Consider the following 21,142-nt stretch of genomic DNA (forward strand, 5'->3'; position numbering starts at 1 on the left):
TTCAATGAAGTATTTAAACCCGTTCCGAGCGGCTACAAAGTGTATTCTAACATAACAATATGAAAATGTCAATTACAACTGATAATCTACGTAAAATTCATCAGTATCAAGTTTGTTATTGCAGATGGTGCTTATATCTACACCGTATTTTTCCATGTACTTTTCTATTATATTGCTTTTCTCGATTATGCTTTGTACTCTGCGATTTGAAGTTATAGTTATTTTTTTAGCATTTGTATTTCTTAAGATTCTCTCTATAGAGCGATTTATTCTAAGTTGCATCATATCGCTTGACACGATACACCCTGTGCCTTTACAGCAATCACACTTCTCTTGCAAATATTCGCTTACGTTTGACCTGACTCTCTTTCTCGTCATCTCTACTAATCCTAAATGTGTAAAGCCAAGTACGCTGCACTTTGATCTATCGCTTTTTAAAGATTCTTCAAAAACTCTTAGAAGCTTCTGGCGGTCATTATCACTATCCATATCGATAAAATCTACAACAATGATGCCACCAATATCCCTTAGTCTCAATTGCAATGCAATTTCCTTCGCAGCCTCTATGTTCGTTTTTAAAATTGTTTCATGAAGTGAAGACTTACCTGTGTATTTACCAGTATTCACATCTATAACAGTCAAAGCCTCTGTCTCATCGATAATTAAGAAGCCACCGCTTTTAAGCCAAACTTTTTTGCTTAACAGTCTTTCCACTTGTTTCTCAATCCCATATAGACCTACTAAGTCTCCATCCTCATATTTTACTGAAATATTTAGGCCTTCCTTTTTTATATAATCAAAAATCTTTTTGTATTCTGTTATATCATTTACCACTATTTCATCCACTATCAATGACGACAAATCCCTTATGTACTTAACGATAAAATTTTCTTCCTCGTAAATTAACTCAGGTGAATCAGCAAATTTACATTTATTTAATATATCTTCATACAATTTACACAAATCAACTATGTCTTTTTCAAATTCTTCTTCTCCGACATATTGTGCCGCCGTTCTGATTATTATGCCTACATTATCCGGTTTTACTCTTTTAGCTATATTTATTAGCTCCATTCGCTTTTTTTCATCTTCTATCCTGTGGGAAATTCCAACATGATCAGCATCAGGCATAAGCACTACATATTTTCCAGGCAGCGATATATTCGTCGTAACTCTCGGATTTTTAAGCCCTATAGAATCTTTTAAGACTTGAACAATTATATCTTGCCCAGGTTTCACATATTTAGTTATTGAAGGATTTGATTCCGAAATCCATTTAACATCATTTACAAATAAATACGCATTTTTATCTATTCCTATGTCAATAAAGGCACTTTGCATACCCTTTATAGTATTTTTTACTTTTCCTTTGTAAATATTCCCAACTATGCTTCTTTTATCAGAATGCTCAACATGATATTCAATTAACAAGCCATCTTCCAAATATGCTACTTGATAAAATTTATCACTTATATCAAACAAAATTCTCTTCAAGCAAAACACCTCAATTTAAAATAAGGTTTCTTCTGTCTACAAAGACTTTCTCCATATTAAAAACATGTCCTAAAAAATCATCAAGAGCTTTTACAACATATATAGGTCCTGGAGAACCTTCATAAATTTTTAGCTTCACGTACAGAGTGATTTTGCTGCCTTTTGCATCAAGCATTTTTAGATCCAAAATATAATTTTTTAAGTCGATGACTTTGCTGCCACTTTTTGACTCCTTTTCTATAAATATCTCACTTCTACTCAAAAATCTTTTAATTTCATCAGGAAAATTTATCACATGACTCATCAAATAAACATCTACAGTATATTCAGCTTCTTTCACTCTGTTTGACAGCAAATCCTTATCATCGACAATATAGCAATCGATGATCTCTAAGCCATCAGGCAATGTTCTATTTAAATCATCTTTAAATTTTTTAGGGTCAATTTCGCCTTCTACCACTACATCGAAATAGTCCCCGTGAGTTGTCGCACCCATGCTAAGTGCCGGCCCAAAAGATATCAATGGATGTGGATTGAACCCTTTTGACAGTGAAAATTTTACTTGTGCCCTTCTCATACCCCTTTCTATAGTTCTCATAAGGTCTAAATGAGAAATGTACTTTAAATCCCCATCTTTTTTAAATTTAGCTCTAAGCTTCAAAGCATACAACTCCTTCATCAAGATCTTTTATACCACATCCTGTACAATGCAACCTGCAATCGCCTGTAAGTTTTCCTTCAATGGCTTTTTTACATTCCCTTTTAAGGTACTCCTTTTTTACGCCTACATCCACAATATCCCAAGGAAAAACTTCATCAAAATCCCTCTTTTTATAAGCGTAAAATTTTGGATCCACCCCAACGCTCTCAAACGCTTCCAGCCATTTATCAAATTTAAACTGCTCATCCCAACCATCAAACTTACATCCACTTTCCCATGCTTTAATAATTGCTTGTCCTACTTTTCTATCTCCTTTAGAGATTACAGCTTCTAAAAAGCTCATATTTGGTTCATGCCAGTTGTAGCTGAATATCTTTCCTCTAAGAAGCTCTTTTAAATAATTTTGTTTATTTATTATGGAGTCCATATCGTCTTGAGGATACCATTGAAATGGTGTAAATGGCTTTGGCACGAAAGTTGAAGTGCTTACAGTTATCTTAAGACCCTTTGTGCTGCCATTCACATCTTTGTATACATCAGCTACTAAATGAGCAAGATCTGATATGCCTTTTACATCTTCCATCGTCTCCGTTGGAAGACCTAACATAAAGTACAACTTTACGCTTTTCCACCCTGCCTTAAATGCTTCTTTAGTAGAATTTACTAAATCTTCTTCAGTCACACCCTTATTAATGACATCTCTAAGTCTTTGTGTTCCAGCTTCAGGTGCAAGTGTAAGGCCAGTCTTTCTGACTTTTTGAATCTCATTTAAGAGATTGACAGAAAAAGCATCTATTCTGGTAGATGGCAACGCTACACCAGTCCCCATATCTTTGTACTTCTCTATAAGATCATATACTAAACTTTCTATCTGTGAATAATCGCATGTACTCAAAGAAGTCAATGAAATTTCTTCATATCCAGTTGATTTTATCAATTTATCAGCTAATTGCAGAAGGGTTTCTTTTGACCTTTCCCTTACAGGCCTGTAGATCATACCTGCTTGGCAGAACCTGCAGCCTCTTGTACAGCCTCTAAAAACCTCCAGCACGATTCTATCATGGACGATATTTATAAACGGTACAATCTGTTTGTCTGGATGGTATGTCTTATCTAAGTCTTTTACAATTCTCCTCTTTATTATTGCAGGCACACCTTCTTCAATAGGCTTTATGCTTTTAATAGTATTATCATCATTGTACGTTTCTACATATAATGATGGGACGTAAACACCTTGAATTTTAGATGCGCGTCTTAAAAGTTCTTCCTTCGGTACATTGTCTTTTTTACAAGATATTACTAAATCCAAGATTTCATTTATAATTTCTTCACCGTCACCTATAACAAACAAATCCACAACATCAGACAATGGTGCAGGATTAACTGCACAAGGCCCACCGGCTATAACCAAAGGATATCCTTTCCTGTCCTTGCTTCTTACTGGAATTTTAGATAAATTCAGCATATTTAATATGTTTGTGTAACTTAATTCATACTGCAGAGTAAACCCTATTATATCAAACATATTAAGAGGTGTTTTTGTCTCAAGTGAAAAAAGAGGTATGTCCTTTTCTCTCATCAGGCTTTCCATGTCGATCCATGGAGCAAATACCCTTTCACAATATGTGTCATCTCGTTCATTCATCAAACTATAAAGTATTTTAAGCCCAAGATGAGACATGCCAACTTCGTACACATCAGGAAAAGCAAATGCAAATCTTATTTCAACTTTATTTACATCCTTAATCACAGAATTTATTTCACCGCCGGTGTATCTGGCAGGTTTATTCACTTTCATCAACAAATCATCTATCTTGTTTTTTAAATCTGACATTGTTACCTCCTATTTTATCTTGCTTAAGATTTCGCCAATAGATAAGTAAAGTCCGTTTTCAATGGCAAAATCAAAAAGCTCTGTCTCTGTAAGTCTTTTTTTCTCTTTCAAATTTTTATCCAACACAACTATTATATGATATTTTAATGGCAAAAAACAATTGATTATTTTGATTAATTTTTGGTCATCAAGCACTGCTATTGTCCTGACATTCATAACTCCACGCCTAAATAACTCTTCTTTTTTGTATATTAAATCTCTCAAGTTAAAATACTGAGATAGTTTCCGCTCATTTCTGGCAGATATTATGAGAAATACAGCCATAGTAATCAATACATAATTTTTATTCCCATTTATAATCATAAGTATACTGCCGTATATGAGCAATAAAGATAACACGTATGAAATCTTGACTGCTACGTTATTAGCTCTGGTTAAACCTATGAAATTGGATAAAACAGACTTCAAAGCTCTTCCTCCATCTAAAGGAACACCCGGCAAAAGGTTAAATGCACACATTAGAACATTAATTTTTATAAGGTATTCCAACTGCGTTCCAATAATTTGGCTTACTATAATAAGCACCATAATAAAAACAACATTTGACAAAGGTCCTGCTAATGCAATGATGATCTCTAAATCAGGCCTTATAAAAATCTCACTGTCGAAAACAGCCGCCCCTCCAAAAGGAAATACTTCTATCTGAATCATATTTATATTTAATTTTTTTGCCACGAAATAGTGGCTTGCTTCATGTATCGCTACAGTCAAGATTATATCAATAAGTTCAATGTAAAGACCAGCTAATATAAGAAGCAATATAAAAACCCACGTAAATGGGTTTACCTTTATTTTCACATCGTCAATTTTCATTTTTGACATCACTTATTGCTGGATTAAAGTCTATCTTTGATTCAGGATCTACTGGTTTTCCGTTTTCCCATATTTCAAAATGCATCATAGCACTATTGTTGCTGCCAGCGCTAACTTTTCCAATCGTCTGACCTTTAAGCACTTTATCTCCGACTTTTACATCTACTTCAGAGAGGTATGCATAGACAGAGCGTATGTCACCATCATGTTTTATTACAACCACTTTTCCCCAGTCAGGATTAGCATTATCCGCTATCATGACTTCTCCATCCAATACAGCAACTACTGGCCTATCGCTGGATACGCTTATGTCAATTCCGTCGTTTTTCACTTCTTTCGAAGTAGAAGAATCTACTTTTGTACCAAATGTAGACACTACAACTCCATCAACAGGTCTTATCATCCCACTACTTACAACTTGAGTTGTAGTACTTTTTGAATCATCTGCTTTATTTGAAAACACTTTTACAACGTCGTCTTTTAACGAAGGTATCCTGTTCATGACAAGTTTAAGCCCTTTTTTAGTATTTTCATAGTTAGAATTATAATTAAGGACTGTTTTCACTTCGTCTACAGTTTTATTTGTAGCTGGAACATTTATGGCTTTAAAAAGCATGACTACGCCTAAAATCAAAAGACAAACTATCAATTGGTTTTCCAAAAGACCAAAATACTTTTTAAAATTACTGATGCGATTTTTTGAATAGCTAACATATTGCCATTTGTTAGGTTTCATAAGATAAACCTCCTTTACTATATTTATATTACATAGAAAGGAGGTTTATGATTTTTTTATTTAACCGCATCTCTCCATTCCAAAAATCCTGCATCTAATCCTTTTATCAGCACTTCCGCGGTAGCCAAATTTGTCGCAAGTGGTATTGAATGAACATCGCAAACCCTTAAAAGTGCCAATATGTCAGGCTCATGTGGCTGTGCCGTTAATGGATCTCTCAAAAATATGACTAAGTCCATGTTGTTTTCTGCAATCATTGCACCAATCTGTTGATCACCACCCATAGGCCCCGGCAAAAATTTATTGACTTTGATGCCAGTAGCTTCCTCTACCAGTTGACCTGTGGCACCTGTAGCATATATGTTGCATTTTTTTAATATTTCTTTGTAGGCAATAGCAAAATCCACCATTATAGATTTTTTCATATCATGCGCAATAAGAGCTATATTCAATCAAATCATCCTCTCATTTAAAAATTGATCTTTCGCCTTCGCATTCCAATATTTAGCAATAGCCCGATAGCAATCATATTAGCAACCAGTGAACTGCCACCATAGCTCATAAAAGGAAGGGGAATTCCTGTAATTGGCATAATTCCTACAGTCATACCGATGTTTTCAAATATGTGAAATGTAAACATAGAAATTATGCCTACAGCTATCAAGTAGCCGTACTTGTCCTTTGCCATAACCGCAATTCTAAAGCATCTATAAAGCATATAAGCGTACAACAGTATCAAAGCTGTAGCACCAATGAAGCCTAATTCTTCTCCTACAACCGAAAAAATGAAATCAGTCCAAGCTTCTGGTAGATAGTAAAGCTGCGTCTGACTACCGTTGTAAAGGCCTTTCCCCCAAAACATACCGGAGCCTATGGCTATCTTAGATTGTATTACATGGTATCCTGACCCCATCGGATCAAGATTTGGATTTATAAACGATAGAAGTCTGTTTCTCTGGTAAGGCTTTAAAATCTTGTATGCTACAGGCATCATAGCTATACCCATCGCAATAAGCCCAGCAAATACCTTTGGTTTTACACCAGAAATAAAAAGCATACCCACAAAAATAGCTAAAAAAACCAATGCAGTACCAAGATCCGGCTGCAACATCACAATCACAAAGGGAATTAGAACGTGAATAAGTGGATTTACCAGATCTTTGAAAGTCTTGATTTCACCCATCTCATTAAATAAGTTTGCTAATGTCAACACAAGGGCTATTTTCGAAAACTCTGACGGTTGAATATCAATGGGCCCTACGTGAATCCAGCTTTGAGCACCGTTACTTACTTTACCGATAAAAAGAACGGAAATGAGGACTAAGATATTTAATACATAGATTACCTTTGAGAGTCTGGCAATCTGATTGTAATCAAAAAGCGTTATGGCAAATAAAAATACCAATCCAAATAAAACAGCTACAATCTGAACAATCACATTTTTGTATGAACCAGTCTCAACTGCATGTGACGCACTGGAAATGACTACAGCGCTAAACGCACATATCAATAAAACAGTAATCAACAAAGCAAAATCAAAATTTTTCCACAACTTCTTGTTAAACATTAACTTCTATTTCCCCTCTATAGAAAGTATTCATGATTACAATAGTATTATATCATACAACACACCATTTAACTATACATTTGATTATGGATATAATTTCACCAAATTTAAAATAACCGGCTTTCCACCGGTTATCTTAAATTTTTTTTCATCTTTTTTATGGGAATATTTGCATGCAATGCTGGAACAAACGTATCATCTGTCTTTCTCTCTTTTGTTATTTCAACATTTAAGCCATCTTCATCTATCTCAACATAATTTGATATTACATTCATTATCTCGCCTTTTACCATCTCTAAAAATTTTGGGGAAACATCGGCTCTGTCATGAACAAGCAATAACTGCAATCTTTCCTTTGCTACGTTTTTACTGTTACTTTTTCCTCCAAACGATTTGAATAAGTCCATCCATTACACCTCCTGAAACTACCTACTGGATGAAATTTTAAATAAACTCTTCAATCTGTCGATTAAACCATAATTTGTGTCTAAGTTAATTATCGGAACATCTTCTCCAATCAGCCTTTGCGTCAGATTTCTGTAAGCCTGTCCAGCCAACGATTTTTCATCTACAACTATAGGTTCACCCTTGTTTGTAGATATGACTATATTTTCATCATCAGGAATAACACCTAATAAATCTATTGCCAATATATCCATGATGTCATCAATGTTCATCATGTCGCCTCTTTTCACCATGTCCATCTTTATCCTGTTTATGATAAGCATGTGATCTCTTACATCAGAGGCCTCTAAAAGGCCTATGATTCTGTCAGCATCTCTTACTGCTGATACTTCTGGCGTTGTGACCACTAATGCTCTATCAGCACCAGCTATTGCATTTTTAAAGCCTTGCTCAATACCTGCAGGACAATCAATTAAAATATAGTCGAAATCTTGTCTTAGCTCATCCGTAATTGCGCGCATCTGCTCTGGATTTACGGCTGTCTTATCTCTTGTCTGCGCCGCAGGCAATAAGTAAAGCCCATCAAATCTTTTATCTTTTATAAGCGCTTGTTTTAAGCGGCATTGGCCTTCTACTACGTCAACCAAGTCGTACACAATCCTGTTTTCCAATCCCATAACTACATCAAGGTTTCTAAGACCTATATCTGTATCTACTAATGCTGTTTTAAATCCTTTCATTGATAGATATGTGCCAATATTAGCTGTTGTTGTAGTTTTTCCAACTCCGCCTTTCCCAGATGTTATTACTATGACTTCGCTCATTTCCTTCACTCCATTCCTCTGTTTCTTCTAATTGTTTATTTTACTATATTTTTCCATACAAGTAAAGTGGTTTGACTATTATCTTATTTTTTTTAACCAAAGCAATTTCTGGATATAACGCCTCAATATCATTATCGGGTGAACGTGAAATAATGTTAGATATTCGAAGCTGCATCGCGTTTATCTTAGACGCTGCGATTATTGAATCAAGATTTCCAGACATACCTGCATGTGCGATTCCTCTCAAAGTCCCCATAATTATTATGTTACCTGACGCTTGTACAATTCCACCAGGGTTCACATCACCTAATACGACTAAATTTCCGTAATACTTAACAACTTGACCTGATCTTACAGTGCCATTGTAAAATTTCGTCATACCTTCTTCCAAACCATCAAATATGTCATTTTCACCTGTAACATTTTTTAGATGCCTTTCCTGAATCTTTTTAAACTTTACATTTACACCGTAATTTTCTAAGACAAAATCTTTTAATTCATCTAAGCTTTTTTCATCTACGCTCAAATTTCGAAATTTTACTGTAAGCTGTGCACCTTTAAAAAAGGTCAGTGATCGCTCTATGCGATTTATTATCTTTTCTTTTAAGGCATCTATATCAGAAACATCGGTTGCTATTATCACTAGTCCATCTTTTGAACCATGGATCTTTACATAATCATTTAACATTGTTTGCCCTCCCAATACAGTCTTAATTATAATATTCTCCACAACTTAAGTTTTTCCTTCTTAAAAAAACAAAAGAGGACAAAAAATCCTCTTTAATGATTACTAACATTTGTATTTGACGCTGTATTATTATTTGAATTTGTAAAGCCAAAATAAGCATCCATTATATCTCTACCTACCTGAGCTGTATATGCGCCAGATCCCCCTTGATATATAAGTGCTGTTACCAAAATCTGCGGCTTATCGTATGGTGCAAAGCCAACAAACCATGCGTAGTTCTGCATGACTTTCGTACCATGGGAACCTACTTCAGCAGTACCAGTCTTACCACCAACAGGTATTGGAAAATTAGCAAATGCTGCACTGGCAGTACCGCCTTCTTCTGTGGCACCTTTCATTCCCAACTTTATAGCATCTAAATATTGTTGAGGTATATTTATCTTGTCTAATACTTCTGGCTTTTCCTTTTCGATTACCTTCCCACCAGGAGAGACTATTTTGTCGACCAAATGCAATCTGTATCTTGTTCCTCCGTTTAACAATGTTGACAAATAACTTGCAATCTCTATAGGCGTAAATTGATTGCTGCCTTGACCTATGGATGCGTTGGTGGTATCTACCAAAGTCCACTTAGTCGCATCCATCAACTGCCATATGGTCATCTGCAATTTAGGATCTGTTATTCCCATCTTCTTAAGCTGCAAAAATGTGGAGTAATCGCTAAAATTGCCTTTGTCAATTAAGCTTACTATCTTATCATACTGTTCCTGTGTTATCTTGCCATTTGGATTTGCGTCGGATCTAACCATTGACTTTAAAATTGATAAATTGTAATCTCTTTTAAATTTCTTGCTGGAGATTATTCCAGTCGTCTCATAAAGCTCTATGCCTGTCTTTTGGTCTAAACCCAACATGTGAGCATACTCATCAATTTTATCTATTCCCATCCTGCGGCCCATCTCATAAAAATACGTATCTGTGGAATACTTTATTGCTTCTGACACATTTACTGCACCCTGCGTCCTTCCGTATTCGCCGTACAGCCAGTTCTCTTGACCGGTAGGAGCATATATACCCGTATCAACGTACTTTTCATTTACAGTCGTTACACCAGATTCCAATGCTGCCAACGCTGTTACCATTTTGAATGTTGAACCAGGAGGTGCTGCACCTTGTGTGGCATAATTAAATATAGGGCTTGGGTCAATAGTGGCATTCCTCGGCTTGAATAGTTCATTTACAATGCTGCTGGGCGGATTACCTGAAGCAAAGATATTTGGATCGTAACCAGGTACACTGGCAAGAGCTAAAATCTCACCGGTGTTTATGTCTGTAACGACTACTGCACCGATATTTGCCGGCAAGTATTCACCATGTGGACCTCTTTTTGTTTGCCTTATGTTTTCCATGGTCCTTTGCAATGATTCTTCAGCAACCTGCTGCAACTTTTCATCTATCGTAAGGTACACAGTGTCTCCGGGTTTAGGACTTACCTCATCCAATTTTTTTATCAATCTGCCGTAATTGTCTACCTCTACTTGCTGTTTACCGTCAGTTCCCCTTAAATACTTCTCCAAATAGCTTTCAAGTCCATAATGCCCAACAAGATCTGTTATCTGATAACCTTTTTGGCTGTACTTTTTCCATTCTTCAGCAGTCATGCGGCCGATGTATCCTAATGTCTGTGACAACAGTGTCTTAAATGGATATAGCCTTATTGGCTTGACTTCTATTATGACTCCAGGCAAATCTAAATGATTTTCCTCAATCTCTGCAACTGTCTGCTGATTAGCATCGGTGGCTATCTCTACAGGTTTGTACTGTGTATATCCTTGTTCTAACATCAACTCTTGAACAGCCATTATTCCACGAATATCCTGTGGAGACAGCGATTTTGATATTTTGAATTTATTTGTCAATATCTGCCATGCTTCACTGGCTGTAGCATTTGAAGGAATATTGTTATTTTTCTTCCACTGCAATTCCCTCTGTTTCAAGACCGATTGCGACACATTGCTTTCATCGGGATTTTGAAAATTGAAATAAGGATTGTTGTTGTTATCTAAAAATATAGGTAAATCATCTTTATACTTTACACCGTTTTTATTGAGAATGTTAAGCAATTTTAAAATGACATCATTTAGATTGACGCCTTTAGCATCGCTTCTTAGAAGCTCTACAGAATAGCTGGGCCTATTTGTAGCAAGCTTTACTCCATTTCTATCTACTATATCTCCTCGAGGTGCGGTAATGATTATGGACCTTATCGCATTACCTAATGACTGCTCTTTATAGTAGTCACCTTTTATAAGCTGCAGATAAACCAATCTTCCTATAAGAGTAATGAGCATCAAAGCTATTACCCATCCCAATACATTGAACCGTTTTTTCAAACCTTCATTCAATTGGACCACCTAAACTTTAAAAAAAAATTTTTTCGATTTAACAAAACTATTAAATCGTATTATATACTTGTACACAAAAATAGTTATTATGGAATTGTAAATTGATTGAACTATTACTACATTTAACAAATACGATGGATTTAAATCATATTTCATGAGGAGCATGGAAAAAATCATGATAAGGTTGTAAAGGATCGTTCCTAAAAACACAAACACAAAGGCTACAAATGTACTTTCTCTAAAGACATTTTTGCTAAGTATACCTGTCAAATACGCCACAATAAGAAGCGAAATTGTCACAAAGCCGATAGCGTTATTAAAAAGCACATCTACTAAAATTCCACCAAAAAGGCTTAAAGTAATGCTTTCACCAGAACCATTTAAAAGAGAAAAAGCAATAACTAAAATTAATAAGGCGTCAGGTTTAACGCCTAATATAGCAATGTACTTCATCAACGTAGCTTGAAGAACTATTGCAAATACAATCAAAAGGTACTTATAAATGCTCCTCATTTTACCCTCCGTAAATCTGCCAAATGTCTTAATCAATTCCCGGTTGTTTTCATGTTTGTCACTACTTGTACAAATTCCAATCTCTCGAAATCAGCCTCTGGCTTTATAACAGCCTGCTTTAAAAGTGAACCCTCATCCTTTTCTACTTTTTCTACTCTGCCTATTATAAGTCCTCTCGGAAACATACTCATATCAGATGTGGTTATAACATCGCCTTTTTCTATTTTAGAGTCAATTGGTATATATATCATGTTGAGATTTCCATTGGAATCTCCTCTGACGATGCCATTGTCTCTTGTCCTTACATCTAAAGCGCTCACCGAACTATCCACATCAATTATAGATAGAACTTTTGCCCAATTATTGCCAACATCTGTGATTATACCAACCAAGTTGCCTTTCTCGTCCAAAACAGCCATTTTAGGCTTTATTCCATTGTCTGAACCAACATCAATATTGAATGTATTAAACCAGTTTCCCGGATTTTTGCTTATTATGTTGGCAGGTTTTGTCGTTATGTTGGCATTGCTGTCTTTGAAATTAAGCATGTCCCTCAATCTGTCATTTTCGTTTATATACTCCTGAAGCATGATGTCATTTTTGCTTAATTTAATTACTTCTTTTTCTAATTCAGCATTTTTTGCTCTAAGTGTTCCAATCTCTTTTATTGAAGTAAAAAAGTTGGAAATACTGTTACCTACTGAGTAAAACACTTTTTCTACAGGTGATAAAATGCCGCCTATAGCTGATTCAATAGGCGTTACATTGCGTCCACCGCCATAAGTATATGCCATGGCGGATATAAGTGCCACGGCTATAACTATAACAAATATAAATTGTTTATTTTTGAGAAATCGTGGCACTTTACCACTCCTCTCAGTTTAACTTGCTGGTAGGCGTCAAGACCCTTTTAAACAGAGAACTTTCTTCTAAGATCTTTCCTGTTCCTAATGCTACACAATCCAATGGCTGATCGGCAATTTGAATCGGCATACCTGTCTCTTGCCTTATAAGCCTGTCTATGCCGCTTAATAGAGCGCCACCGCCTGTAAGCATTATACCTCTATCCATAATATCTGCTGCCAACTCTGGTGGAGTCTTTTCAAGCGTCAATTTGATAGCATCTAATATGCTGGAAACTGGATCTTTTAATGCTTCTAAGATTTCTGTCGATGTAATTTTTAATGTCTTTGGAAGCCCCGATACCAAATCTCTTCCTCTTATGTCCATCGATTCTTCCTTCGCCTTTGGAAAAGCTGATCCTATTTGAATTTTTACTTCTTCTGCAGTTCTCTCACCTATCATCAAGTTGTATTCTCTTTTGATGTAATTTATTATTGCCTCATCCATCTCATCTCCGCCAACCCGTAGTGACTTGCTTGTGACAATTCCACCTAAAGATATTATAGCCACATCAGTAGTGCCACCACCTATATCTACAACCATGCTTCCTGTGGGTTCTTCCACAGGCAAACCAGCACCAATAGCTGCTGCCATCGGTTCTTCCACTGTATGAGCTTCTTTTGCACCTGCCTGCAGTGATGCTTCTATTACGGCCCTCTTTTCAACTTCTGTAACGCCGGATGGAATTCCAACTATCACTCTCGGCCTAAATAATCCCTTTCTCGGATTTACTTTGCCAATAAAATGATCCAACATCATCTTTGTTATGTCAAAATCAGCGATTACACCATCTCTCATAGGCCTTATGGCGACAATATTTCCAGGTGTTCTTCCAACCATTTTTTTAGCTTCTTCACCCACGGCTAAAACCGTATGTGTGTCATTTTTTATAGCCACCACAGAAGGCTCTCTTAACACAATCCCCTTACCTTGAACATAAACAAGTGTTGTTGCAGTTCCAAGATCAATACCTATATCCCTAGAAAATCCTTTCATCCTTTTTATAACTCCTTCCTTATTTATCAAAATCATAATAGCCTTTTTCTTTTAAACTTATACCTATTCCATCACCAATGATAATATGATCTAATACCTTTATTCCTATTAAATTGCCACCTTTATAAATCCTATCTGATACTTCTACATCTTCTCTGCTGGGAGTAGGATCACCGCTGGGATGGTTGTGAACCATTATTATGGAAGACGCTGACCTTTCGATAGCAGCTTTAAATACCTCTCGTGGATGAACTATAGAAGTATTTAAACTCCCTATTGAAACAGTGTCAACAGCAATTACCTTATTTTTTACATTAAGCAAAACCACTTTAAAGTGCTCTTTATTTAAGTATCTCATTTCATCCATAAGCAAGCTTATCACATCATCAGGTTTTTTTATGATATAGCCATCACTGTAGCCTGTAAGAGCTATTCTACGACCCAGCTCAATCGCAGCCTTAATTTTTGCTGCTTTTGCCAACCCTATGCCTTTGATTTCCGAAAGCCTTTCAACACCTGTGTCTAATAGGTATTTAAGCCCATGGCCTTCGCTTAAAAGCCTTTGTGACAGCATTATAGCACTTTCATCTTTATTTCCTGTCCCTATAATTATAGCCATTAGTTCGGCGTTTGACAATACAGATGGCCCGTATTTTATAAGTCTTTCTCTTGGTCTGTCATCTTCTGGCAAATCTTTAATCGTTACGCGAGATTCCTCTCCCATACATTACCCCCCTAAAGCAAATGCACATCAAATTCTCTCGATAAGATATCATGCAACTTCGATATAGGAAGTCCTACTACATTGTAGTAGTCGCCATTTATCTTATCAACAATAAGTGAACCATATCCTTGTATGGCATATGAACCTGCTTTATCAATGTACTCGCCTTTTTCTATATAATTAAATATCATTTCATCGCTTAAACTTTTAATGTACACATCTGTTTTTTCATATTCTTTAACTATTTTATTTTGTTCTAATGATATGACTGTAACACCAGTATAGACTTGGTGCCATCGCCCTGACAGCGCCTTTAACATATTAAATGCATCACTCTTGTTTTTAGGTTTGCCAAGGACGACTCCATCAACAAAAACTACTGTATCAGCTCCTATAATTAAAAAATCACCACTTAATTTTTCTGCGACAAATGATGCTTTTTTCCATGATAAATCCATGACAATCTTCTCTGGCTCTTTTTCATCCGTCACTTCTTCTACGTCACTTGGTATTATAGAAAAATTCACACCAATACTTGATAGTATTTCGCTTCTCCTGGGTGATCCAGATGCAAGTACAATTTCCATATACATATACTCCACTTTTCATCTTTATAGATTATTTTACCTTATAATACGAAAATATAGCAATTATAAGTCCTATTACAGTTCCCAAGTTGAACCTAAAAGCCAGTAGGAACGATACTTTTATAAAATTTAGATCGATACTTATTGGGCTGTTCATTCCTATCATCTGTTGGTACGAAAAAGCATGAACGTACTTAGCAAGGAAGTCTCCAACAAACCCGCCAAAAAGAAGACCTACTAAAAGCAAAAAGCACAACGTACCAATCCCCTTGCTTCTCTTCATCTTCCCACTCCTTCTGTTTATTTTCTCCCAAATCACTTGTTTTAAAACTTTTCCTTTTAATTATAACATAAATATTTTGTATTTCGACATAATCTAATCTTTTTTTAATATGTTATTTATGGCAAAAAAAATCTCCCTTTCAGGAGATTTTTTAATCATTCATGGGATAAAGATCCTTCTTGCTATAGGTTGTATGAAGCAAATGATGAGATTTTTCCCCCAATGGACTTGTTAAGAATTCTTCGTACAACTTTGTTATCATTGGATTTTTGTGGGATTTTCTAATCGGCAAGTCTTTATCTGCTTCATATATAGCTTTTAACCTGCTTTCCCTTACCAAATCTTTTTCATTTGGATTGTGTATAGGCTGTCCACCACCCATTATGCAACCGCCAGGACATCCCATAACCTCTATGAAGTGGTACTCTGCTTCGCCATTTTTTATCTTATCTAATAACTTCTTAGCATTTCCTGTGCCATTCGCTACAGCTATTTTTATTTCTTTTCCGCCTATATCAATCTTTGCTTCTTTTATTCCTTCCAATCCTCTTACTTCTTCGTACTCAAAATTCTCAATATCTCTGCCTTCAACTATATCTGCAACAGTTCTTAAAGCAGCTTCCATAACACCGCCTGTAGCACCAAATATAACAGCAGCACCAGACGATTCGCCAAGTGGATTGTCATACTCACTATCAGGCAAGCTTACAAAATCTATACCCGACTGTTTTATCATGCGAGCAAGCTCTCTCGTCGTCAAAACAGCATCAACATCTTTCATGCCATCTACTATCATTTGTGGTCTGTCTATTTCACCCTTTTTAGCAGTACACGGCATAATTGATACGACGAAAATATCCTTTGGATCTATACCTTCTTTTTCTGCAAAATAGCTCTTTATTATTGCGCCCATCATCATGTGAGGCGATTTGCAAGTGGAAAGATTGTCTATAAATTCAGGATAATACCTCTCACAATAGTTTATCCATCCAGGACTGCAAGATGTTATCATAGGAAGCTTACCGCCTTCGTTAAGCCTCTTTAAAAGTTCGTTGCCTTCTTCTATTATAGTTAAATCTGCAGCAAAGTCGGTGTCAAATACTTTATCAAACCCAAGCCTTTTTAAAGCTGATACCATTTTGCCTGTCACTATTGAACCGTAAGGCATTCCAAATTCTTCACCAAGTGCAACTCTAACAGCAGGAGCTGTCTGAGCGACAACATACTTCTTCTCATCCAAAAGCGCATCGTAAACCATCTTCGTATGGTCTTTTTCGTATATTGCTCCGACAGGGCATGCCTCTATACACTGTCCACAACTAATACATGGTGATTCATTCAGACCTCTGCCAAATGACGGTGCAACGATAGTCTTAAATCCTCTGTTGACCATGCCTATGGCGAAAACATTCTGCACATTGTTGCATGTAGCAACACACCTTCTGCACAATACGCATTTATTTGGATCTCTTACGATAGAAGGTGACGATTCATCTTTTTGATATTTTATATTTTCGCCCATAAACCTTATTTCGTCTATGCCAAACTTTCTGCTTAAATCTTGCAATTCGCAGTTTCCGCTTCTTACGCATGTAAGGCAGCTTCTGTCGTGTGCAGATAGTATAAGCTCTAAATTAGATTTTCTTGCTTCTCTTACACGAGGCGTGTTTGTGTATATTTCCATTCCGTCGCTTACAGGATAAACACAAGATGTTTGGAGATTCCTAACACCTTTTATCTCAACAACACATAGCCTGCAAGCACCTATTTCATTTATTTCCTTAAGATAGCATAGTGTTGGAATATCAATGTTCGCATATTTTGCAGCTTGCAATACTGTATAGTTAGCAGGTACTTCTACAGGAATTCCATCAATAGTTATTCGAACTTTATCCATGTTTTGCACTCCTTTCATTACTATTTCTTGTATATAGCGTCAAACGGACATTTATCCATACATGTTCCACATTTTATGCATTTATCTTGATCTATTACATGAGGCTGCTTAACTTTTCCAGATATAGCGTTTGTAGGACAATTCTTAGCGCATATACCGCACCCTTTACATTTATCTGGATCGATTCTAAATTTCAAAAGCGCTTGGCAAACACCTGCAGGGCATCTCTTCTCCTTTATGTGTGCCTCATATTCATCTCTAAAATACTTTATGGTAGAAAGAACAGGGTTAGGAGCTGTTTGACCTAATCCGCACAAAGCAGATGCCTTTATGGAATTAGCAAGGGCTTCCAGTTTCTCGATATCTCCTTCTTCGCCTTTCCCTGATGTTATCTTATTAAGCAATTCCAACATTCTTTTTGTACCTATGCGGCATGGTGAACATTTGCCACATGACTCATCGACAGTAAATTCCAAGAAGAATTTTGCAATATCAACCATACAGTTGTCTTCGTCCATTACGATAAGTCCACCCGAACCCATCATAGAACCAATATTAAGAAGCGAATCATAGTCAATAGGTGTATCTAAATGTTCTGCAGGAATACATCCACCAGATGGCCCACCTGTCTGAGCTGCTTTAAATTTCTTGCCATTCGGTATTCCTCCACCTATTTCAAATATGATCTCTCTTAGCGTTGTACCCATAGGCACTTCTACAAGACCAGTATTGTTGATCTTTCCACCAAGAGCAAATACCTTTGTACCTTTAGACTTTTCAGTACCTATACTTGCAAACCATTCTGCCCCGTTTAATATGATTGCAGGAATATTTGCATAAGTTTCAACGTTATTTATGATAGTTGGCTTTTCCCATACTCCTTTTACAGCAGGGAATGGAGGTCTTGGCCTTGGCTCACCGCGTTTTCCCATGACAGAATTTAAAAGTGCAGTCTCTTCACCGCAGACAAAAGCACCTGCTCCAAGCCTTATCTCTATATCAAAGTCAAACCCAGTATTGAAAATATTTTTACCTAAAAGTCCGTACTCTCTTGCTTGATCTATAGCAATTTGAAGCCTTTTTACCGCAAGAGGATATTCAGCCCTTACATAAATATAACCATGGTTAGCACCAATTGCATATCCTGCTATAGCCATAGCTTCCAAAACGCTGTGAGGATCTCCCTCTAATACGCTTCTGTCCATGAAGGCACCAGGATCACCTTCATCAGCATTACAAACGACGTACTTAGGCGTCTCTTTTTGGTTGTAAGCAAATTCCCACTTTATACCTGTAGGGAAGCCACCACCACCTCTACCTCTTAAGCCTGATTTTTTAATTTCCGCTATAACTTGCTCTGGAGTCATCTCAGTCAACACTTTTGCCAATGCTTTATAGCCATCAAATGCAATTGCTTCTTTTATATCCTCTGGGTTTATAAGACCACAGTTTCTTAAAGCAACTCTCTGCTGTTTCTTGAAAAATGTTGTTTCCTCTAAAGGTTTGATTCCTTCCTCTGTGACGCTTTCTCCGTAAAGATACTTTTTAACAACTCTTCCTTTTAAAAGGTGTTCTTCCACAATTTCTGGAACATATTCTTCTTTGACACGGCTGTAAAATACGCCTTCAGGATACACTACAACAACTGGGCCCAACTCGCACAGTCCAAAACATCCAGTTCTTACAACCTGAACCTCTTTATCTAAACCTTTATTTGCAATCTCTTCTTCAAAGCATTTTGCTACTCTATCTGAATTTGACGATGTACAACCAGTACCACCACAAACCATAACATGTGATCTATATAACATCTACAGCCCTCCTTTATTCAATACTACTAATAGTCCATTCTTTAATTGGATGTCCATTAACGACGTGTTCAGCAACTATCTGTCTTGCCTTGTTTTCATCAACTTTTATATACGTAACTTTTTCTTGTCCTGGAACATAAACATCCACCATAGGTTCATATTTGCACATGCCAATACAGCCAGTCTCAGCAACAACCACATCCGTAATATTTCTTTTGCCAAGCTCATCCAATATAGCCATCATAACAGGCCTTGCACCAGCAGCTATACCGCATGTAGCCATGCCAACAGTGATCCTTATGCCATTTCTATCTTTGCGAAGATTTACCTTTTCCAATGTCTCTTTTCTTATCTTTTCCAATTCCTCAATAGATTTCATATTTACACCTCCATGACACAATTTATGTTTTCTTCAAGGTACTCAATTAACCACTGCAATACAGAAGGCTCTGTAATCTTTACGCCGTTTAGCAATTTTTTAATATCAAAAGTATTAAACGAAAATTTTCTACCATCTGATATAATTTCAAACAATATGTCAGCATCACTATCAGAGACTATAAGCGAAACTATAGTAGAAGGCATATCGCCAATTGGAATCAAATCAATACTTGAAAGCTTAAAAGTCCCTTCCACACAAGTGCCAACGCCCTTTTGAGACCTTATTTTTACATCTCCACCACATTGTACAGCAAGTTCTCTAAAAAAAGGCAGACCTAAACCAACTTTTCGCTCTTTCCTTGTTGTTGTAAATGGATCAAAAGCTTTCTCTAAAAGTTCCTCGTCCATTCCACATCCGTCGTCTTCAATGCTTAAACGCATAAAGTCTTTTTTATGATCAATTTCTAATTTAATTGATATATTTTTTGCACCAGCTTTTATGCTATTTTGAGCAATATCTAAGATGTAAAGCGATAACTCCTTCATATCTAATCAAATTTCTTCAATATATCTTCAACATCATCAGGTGTCAATCTGCCAAAAACTTCTCCGTTTATCATCATTACAGGCGCAAGACCGCAAGCACCTAAGCAACGAGTTGCTTCAAGGGAAAACTTGCCATCACCTGTGACATCACCTACGCTTATGCCAAGCTTCTCTTTCAATTTGTCAAGAACCATCGCAGAACCTCAGAGATTTCGCATCAAAATTCCAGCAAAAAATTTATCTTTACAAGAATTTTTATATTTTACATCTAGTTGAATATATGGTAATAGTAAATCCATTTAGATGCTAAAAAAGTTGCACTTTCCCCTTACCCCATGAATTTTAATAATGAATTTCCAGTTTTGTTTCAAATTATGTCTTCACAAACAGTGGATTACTCCATCCAGTTTCTATGATAAATATCTCATCTTTTATATCTTCAATAATATCTATTTGAAGCATATGCTTTTCCCTAAAATTTCTTATACACCTGAAGAAATATAATTGCATCAAATTAAATGCTATTATTATAAACATTAACACAGTTTCTACACCCTCAGGACTGTGCATAAAACAGTGATTTAAGTGCCATTCTGTTTTTAGTTGATGAAAAGCATTGTTTTCAATTTCCCATCTTTTATGTATTATTTTCCATAGAGTTTCTACTGAAGTAACTTTAGAGGTAGTTATTATCCATGATTCTTTTGTTTCTACTTTGCTTGAGCTATGTATCTCCTCTATAAATTTTATAAACCTTACTTCTATGTCGGAATTAGGCATTTGAAAATTGTCTTCGTCCCAGGCCTTTATTTTAATATAATTGTTACTTTTTTTCTTAACAGTCCATTCTTTATCTGCTTCTCGACACTTGAATAAACCAAGTGCATCCTTAACTATATTAAGTCTTTCATCTTTAACCCTTACTACTGCATCCATCCCTATTGATAATACTTCTTTAATCCAAGTAGATTTGCAATATAATGCATCAGCTACTATAATGTCTGCAAAATGATG

The 21,142-nt window shown here is 36.1% G+C and carries 22 protein-coding genes and 1 pseudogene; all 23 read right to left on the reverse strand.

Annotation, left to right across the window (positions count from 1 at the left end):
- Positions 1–72 precede the first annotated feature (72 nt).
- On the reverse strand, positions 73–1,494 hold the full coding sequence (locus HNR52_RS01285) for an Rne/Rng family ribonuclease (protein WP_435619463.1): 1,422 nt from the start codon (positions 1,492–1,494) through the stop codon (positions 73–75).
- Positions 1,495–1,504: 10 nt separating this feature from the next.
- Positions 1,505–2,173 carry a TIGR03936 family radical SAM-associated protein gene (locus HNR52_RS01290; RefSeq protein ID WP_435619464.1) on the reverse strand — a complete coding sequence of 223 codons (669 nt, stop codon included), beginning with the start codon at positions 2,171–2,173 and terminating at the stop codon, positions 1,505–1,507.
- Positions 2,145–3,989, reverse strand: a complete 1,845-nt coding sequence (locus tag HNR52_RS01295; RefSeq protein ID WP_435619465.1) for a TIGR03960 family B12-binding radical SAM protein — start codon at positions 3,987–3,989, stop codon at positions 2,145–2,147. Before HNR52_RS01295 ends, HNR52_RS01290 begins: the two co-directional genes overlap by 29 nt.
- A 9-nt stretch (positions 3,990–3,998) precedes the next feature.
- Positions 3,999–4,862 carry a M50 family metallopeptidase gene (locus HNR52_RS01300; RefSeq protein WP_435619466.1) on the reverse strand — a complete coding sequence of 288 codons (864 nt, stop codon included), beginning with the start codon at positions 4,860–4,862 and terminating at the stop codon, positions 3,999–4,001.
- Positions 4,852–5,598, reverse strand: coding sequence for a peptidoglycan DD-metalloendopeptidase family protein (locus HNR52_RS01305; RefSeq protein WP_435619467.1), 747 nt, complete (start codon positions 5,596–5,598; stop codon positions 4,852–4,854). The genes HNR52_RS01300 and HNR52_RS01305 overlap by 11 nt, the downstream gene beginning before the upstream one ends.
- 56 nt (positions 5,599–5,654) lie before the next feature.
- The gene (mgsA, locus tag HNR52_RS01310) at positions 5,655–6,050 is read right to left on the reverse strand and encodes a methylglyoxal synthase (RefSeq protein WP_013788335.1); all 396 of its coding nucleotides are present in this window, start codon (positions 6,048–6,050) and stop codon (positions 5,655–5,657) included.
- Positions 6,051–6,067: 17 nt separating this feature from the next.
- Positions 6,068–7,165: a rod shape-determining protein RodA gene (gene rodA, locus HNR52_RS01315; protein WP_013788336.1), complete on the reverse strand. Its 1,098-nt coding sequence runs from the start codon at positions 7,163–7,165 to the stop codon at positions 6,068–6,070.
- 131 nt (positions 7,166–7,296) lie between these two features.
- A complete protein-coding gene (gene minE, locus HNR52_RS01320; RefSeq protein WP_013788337.1) occupies positions 7,297–7,572 on the reverse strand; it encodes a cell division topological specificity factor MinE in 276 nt (91 codons plus the stop codon).
- Between the two features lie 18 nt (positions 7,573–7,590).
- The gene (minD, locus tag HNR52_RS01325) at positions 7,591–8,394 is read right to left on the reverse strand and encodes a septum site-determining protein MinD (RefSeq protein WP_013788338.1); all 804 of its coding nucleotides are present in this window, start codon (positions 8,392–8,394) and stop codon (positions 7,591–7,593) included.
- A 43-nt stretch (positions 8,395–8,437) separates the two neighbouring features.
- Positions 8,438–9,082, reverse strand: coding sequence for a septum site-determining protein MinC (gene minC, locus HNR52_RS01330; RefSeq protein ID WP_013788339.1), 645 nt, complete (start codon positions 9,080–9,082; stop codon positions 8,438–8,440).
- Between the two features lie 92 nt (positions 9,083–9,174).
- Positions 9,175–11,487: a penicillin-binding protein 2 gene (locus tag HNR52_RS01335; RefSeq protein WP_013788340.1), complete on the reverse strand. Its 2,313-nt coding sequence runs from the start codon at positions 11,485–11,487 to the stop codon at positions 9,175–9,177.
- A 9-nt stretch (positions 11,488–11,496) separates the two neighbouring features.
- Positions 11,497–12,000, reverse strand: a complete 504-nt coding sequence (mreD, locus tag HNR52_RS01340) for a rod shape-determining protein MreD (RefSeq protein ID WP_013788341.1) — start codon at positions 11,998–12,000, stop codon at positions 11,497–11,499.
- Between the two features lie 32 nt (positions 12,001–12,032).
- Entirely contained in the window at positions 12,033–12,863 is an 831-nt protein-coding gene (gene mreC / locus HNR52_RS01345) for a rod shape-determining protein MreC (RefSeq protein WP_013788342.1), read from the reverse strand.
- 13 nt (positions 12,864–12,876) lie between these two features.
- Positions 12,877–13,899 carry a rod shape-determining protein gene (locus HNR52_RS01350; RefSeq protein ID WP_038069099.1) on the reverse strand — a complete coding sequence of 341 codons (1,023 nt, stop codon included), beginning with the start codon at positions 13,897–13,899 and terminating at the stop codon, positions 12,877–12,879.
- A 19-nt stretch (positions 13,900–13,918) separates the two neighbouring features.
- Complete coding sequence (gene radC / locus HNR52_RS01355; protein WP_013788344.1) at positions 13,919–14,623, reverse strand: RadC family protein; 705 nt, start codon at positions 14,621–14,623, stop codon at positions 13,919–13,921.
- An 11-nt stretch (positions 14,624–14,634) separates the two neighbouring features.
- Positions 14,635–15,210, reverse strand: a complete 576-nt coding sequence (locus HNR52_RS01360; protein ID WP_013788345.1) for a Maf family protein — start codon at positions 15,208–15,210, stop codon at positions 14,635–14,637.
- A gap of 31 nt (positions 15,211–15,241) precedes the next feature.
- Complete coding sequence (locus HNR52_RS01365) at positions 15,242–15,493, reverse strand: DUF4321 domain-containing protein (RefSeq protein ID WP_013788346.1); 252 nt, start codon at positions 15,491–15,493, stop codon at positions 15,242–15,244.
- Positions 15,494–15,644: 151 nt separating this feature from the next.
- Positions 15,645–17,390: an NADH-dependent [FeFe] hydrogenase, group A6 gene (locus HNR52_RS01370; RefSeq protein ID WP_013788347.1), complete on the reverse strand. Its 1,746-nt coding sequence runs from the start codon at positions 17,388–17,390 to the stop codon at positions 15,645–15,647.
- 20 nt (positions 17,391–17,410) lie between these two features.
- On the reverse strand, positions 17,411–19,201 hold the full coding sequence (gene nuoF / locus HNR52_RS01375; RefSeq protein WP_013788348.1) for an NADH-quinone oxidoreductase subunit NuoF: 1,791 nt from the start codon (positions 19,199–19,201) through the stop codon (positions 17,411–17,413).
- Between the two features lie 13 nt (positions 19,202–19,214).
- Complete coding sequence (locus HNR52_RS01380; RefSeq protein WP_013788349.1) at positions 19,215–19,580, reverse strand: (2Fe-2S) ferredoxin domain-containing protein; 366 nt, start codon at positions 19,578–19,580, stop codon at positions 19,215–19,217.
- A gap of 2 nt (positions 19,581–19,582) precedes the next feature.
- Positions 19,583–20,128 carry an ATP-binding protein gene (locus HNR52_RS01385; RefSeq protein WP_435619468.1) on the reverse strand — a complete coding sequence of 182 codons (546 nt, stop codon included), beginning with the start codon at positions 20,126–20,128 and terminating at the stop codon, positions 19,583–19,585.
- A gap of 2 nt (positions 20,129–20,130) precedes the next feature.
- Positions 20,131–20,331 (reverse strand): annotated as a pseudogene (locus tag HNR52_RS01390) (NADH-quinone oxidoreductase subunit NuoE family protein); the annotation flags it as partial.
- A gap of 169 nt (positions 20,332–20,500) precedes the next feature.
- Positions 20,501–21,142: transposase (locus HNR52_RS01395; RefSeq protein WP_435619469.1), on the reverse strand; the 642-nt coding region annotated here is incomplete at its 5' end.

Source organism: Thermoanaerobacterium thermosulfurigenes, assembly GCF_051201035.1.
In the GTDB taxonomy this organism is placed as follows: Bacteria; Bacillota; Thermoanaerobacteria; order Thermoanaerobacterales; family Thermoanaerobacteraceae; genus Thermoanaerobacterium; species Thermoanaerobacterium thermosulfurigenes.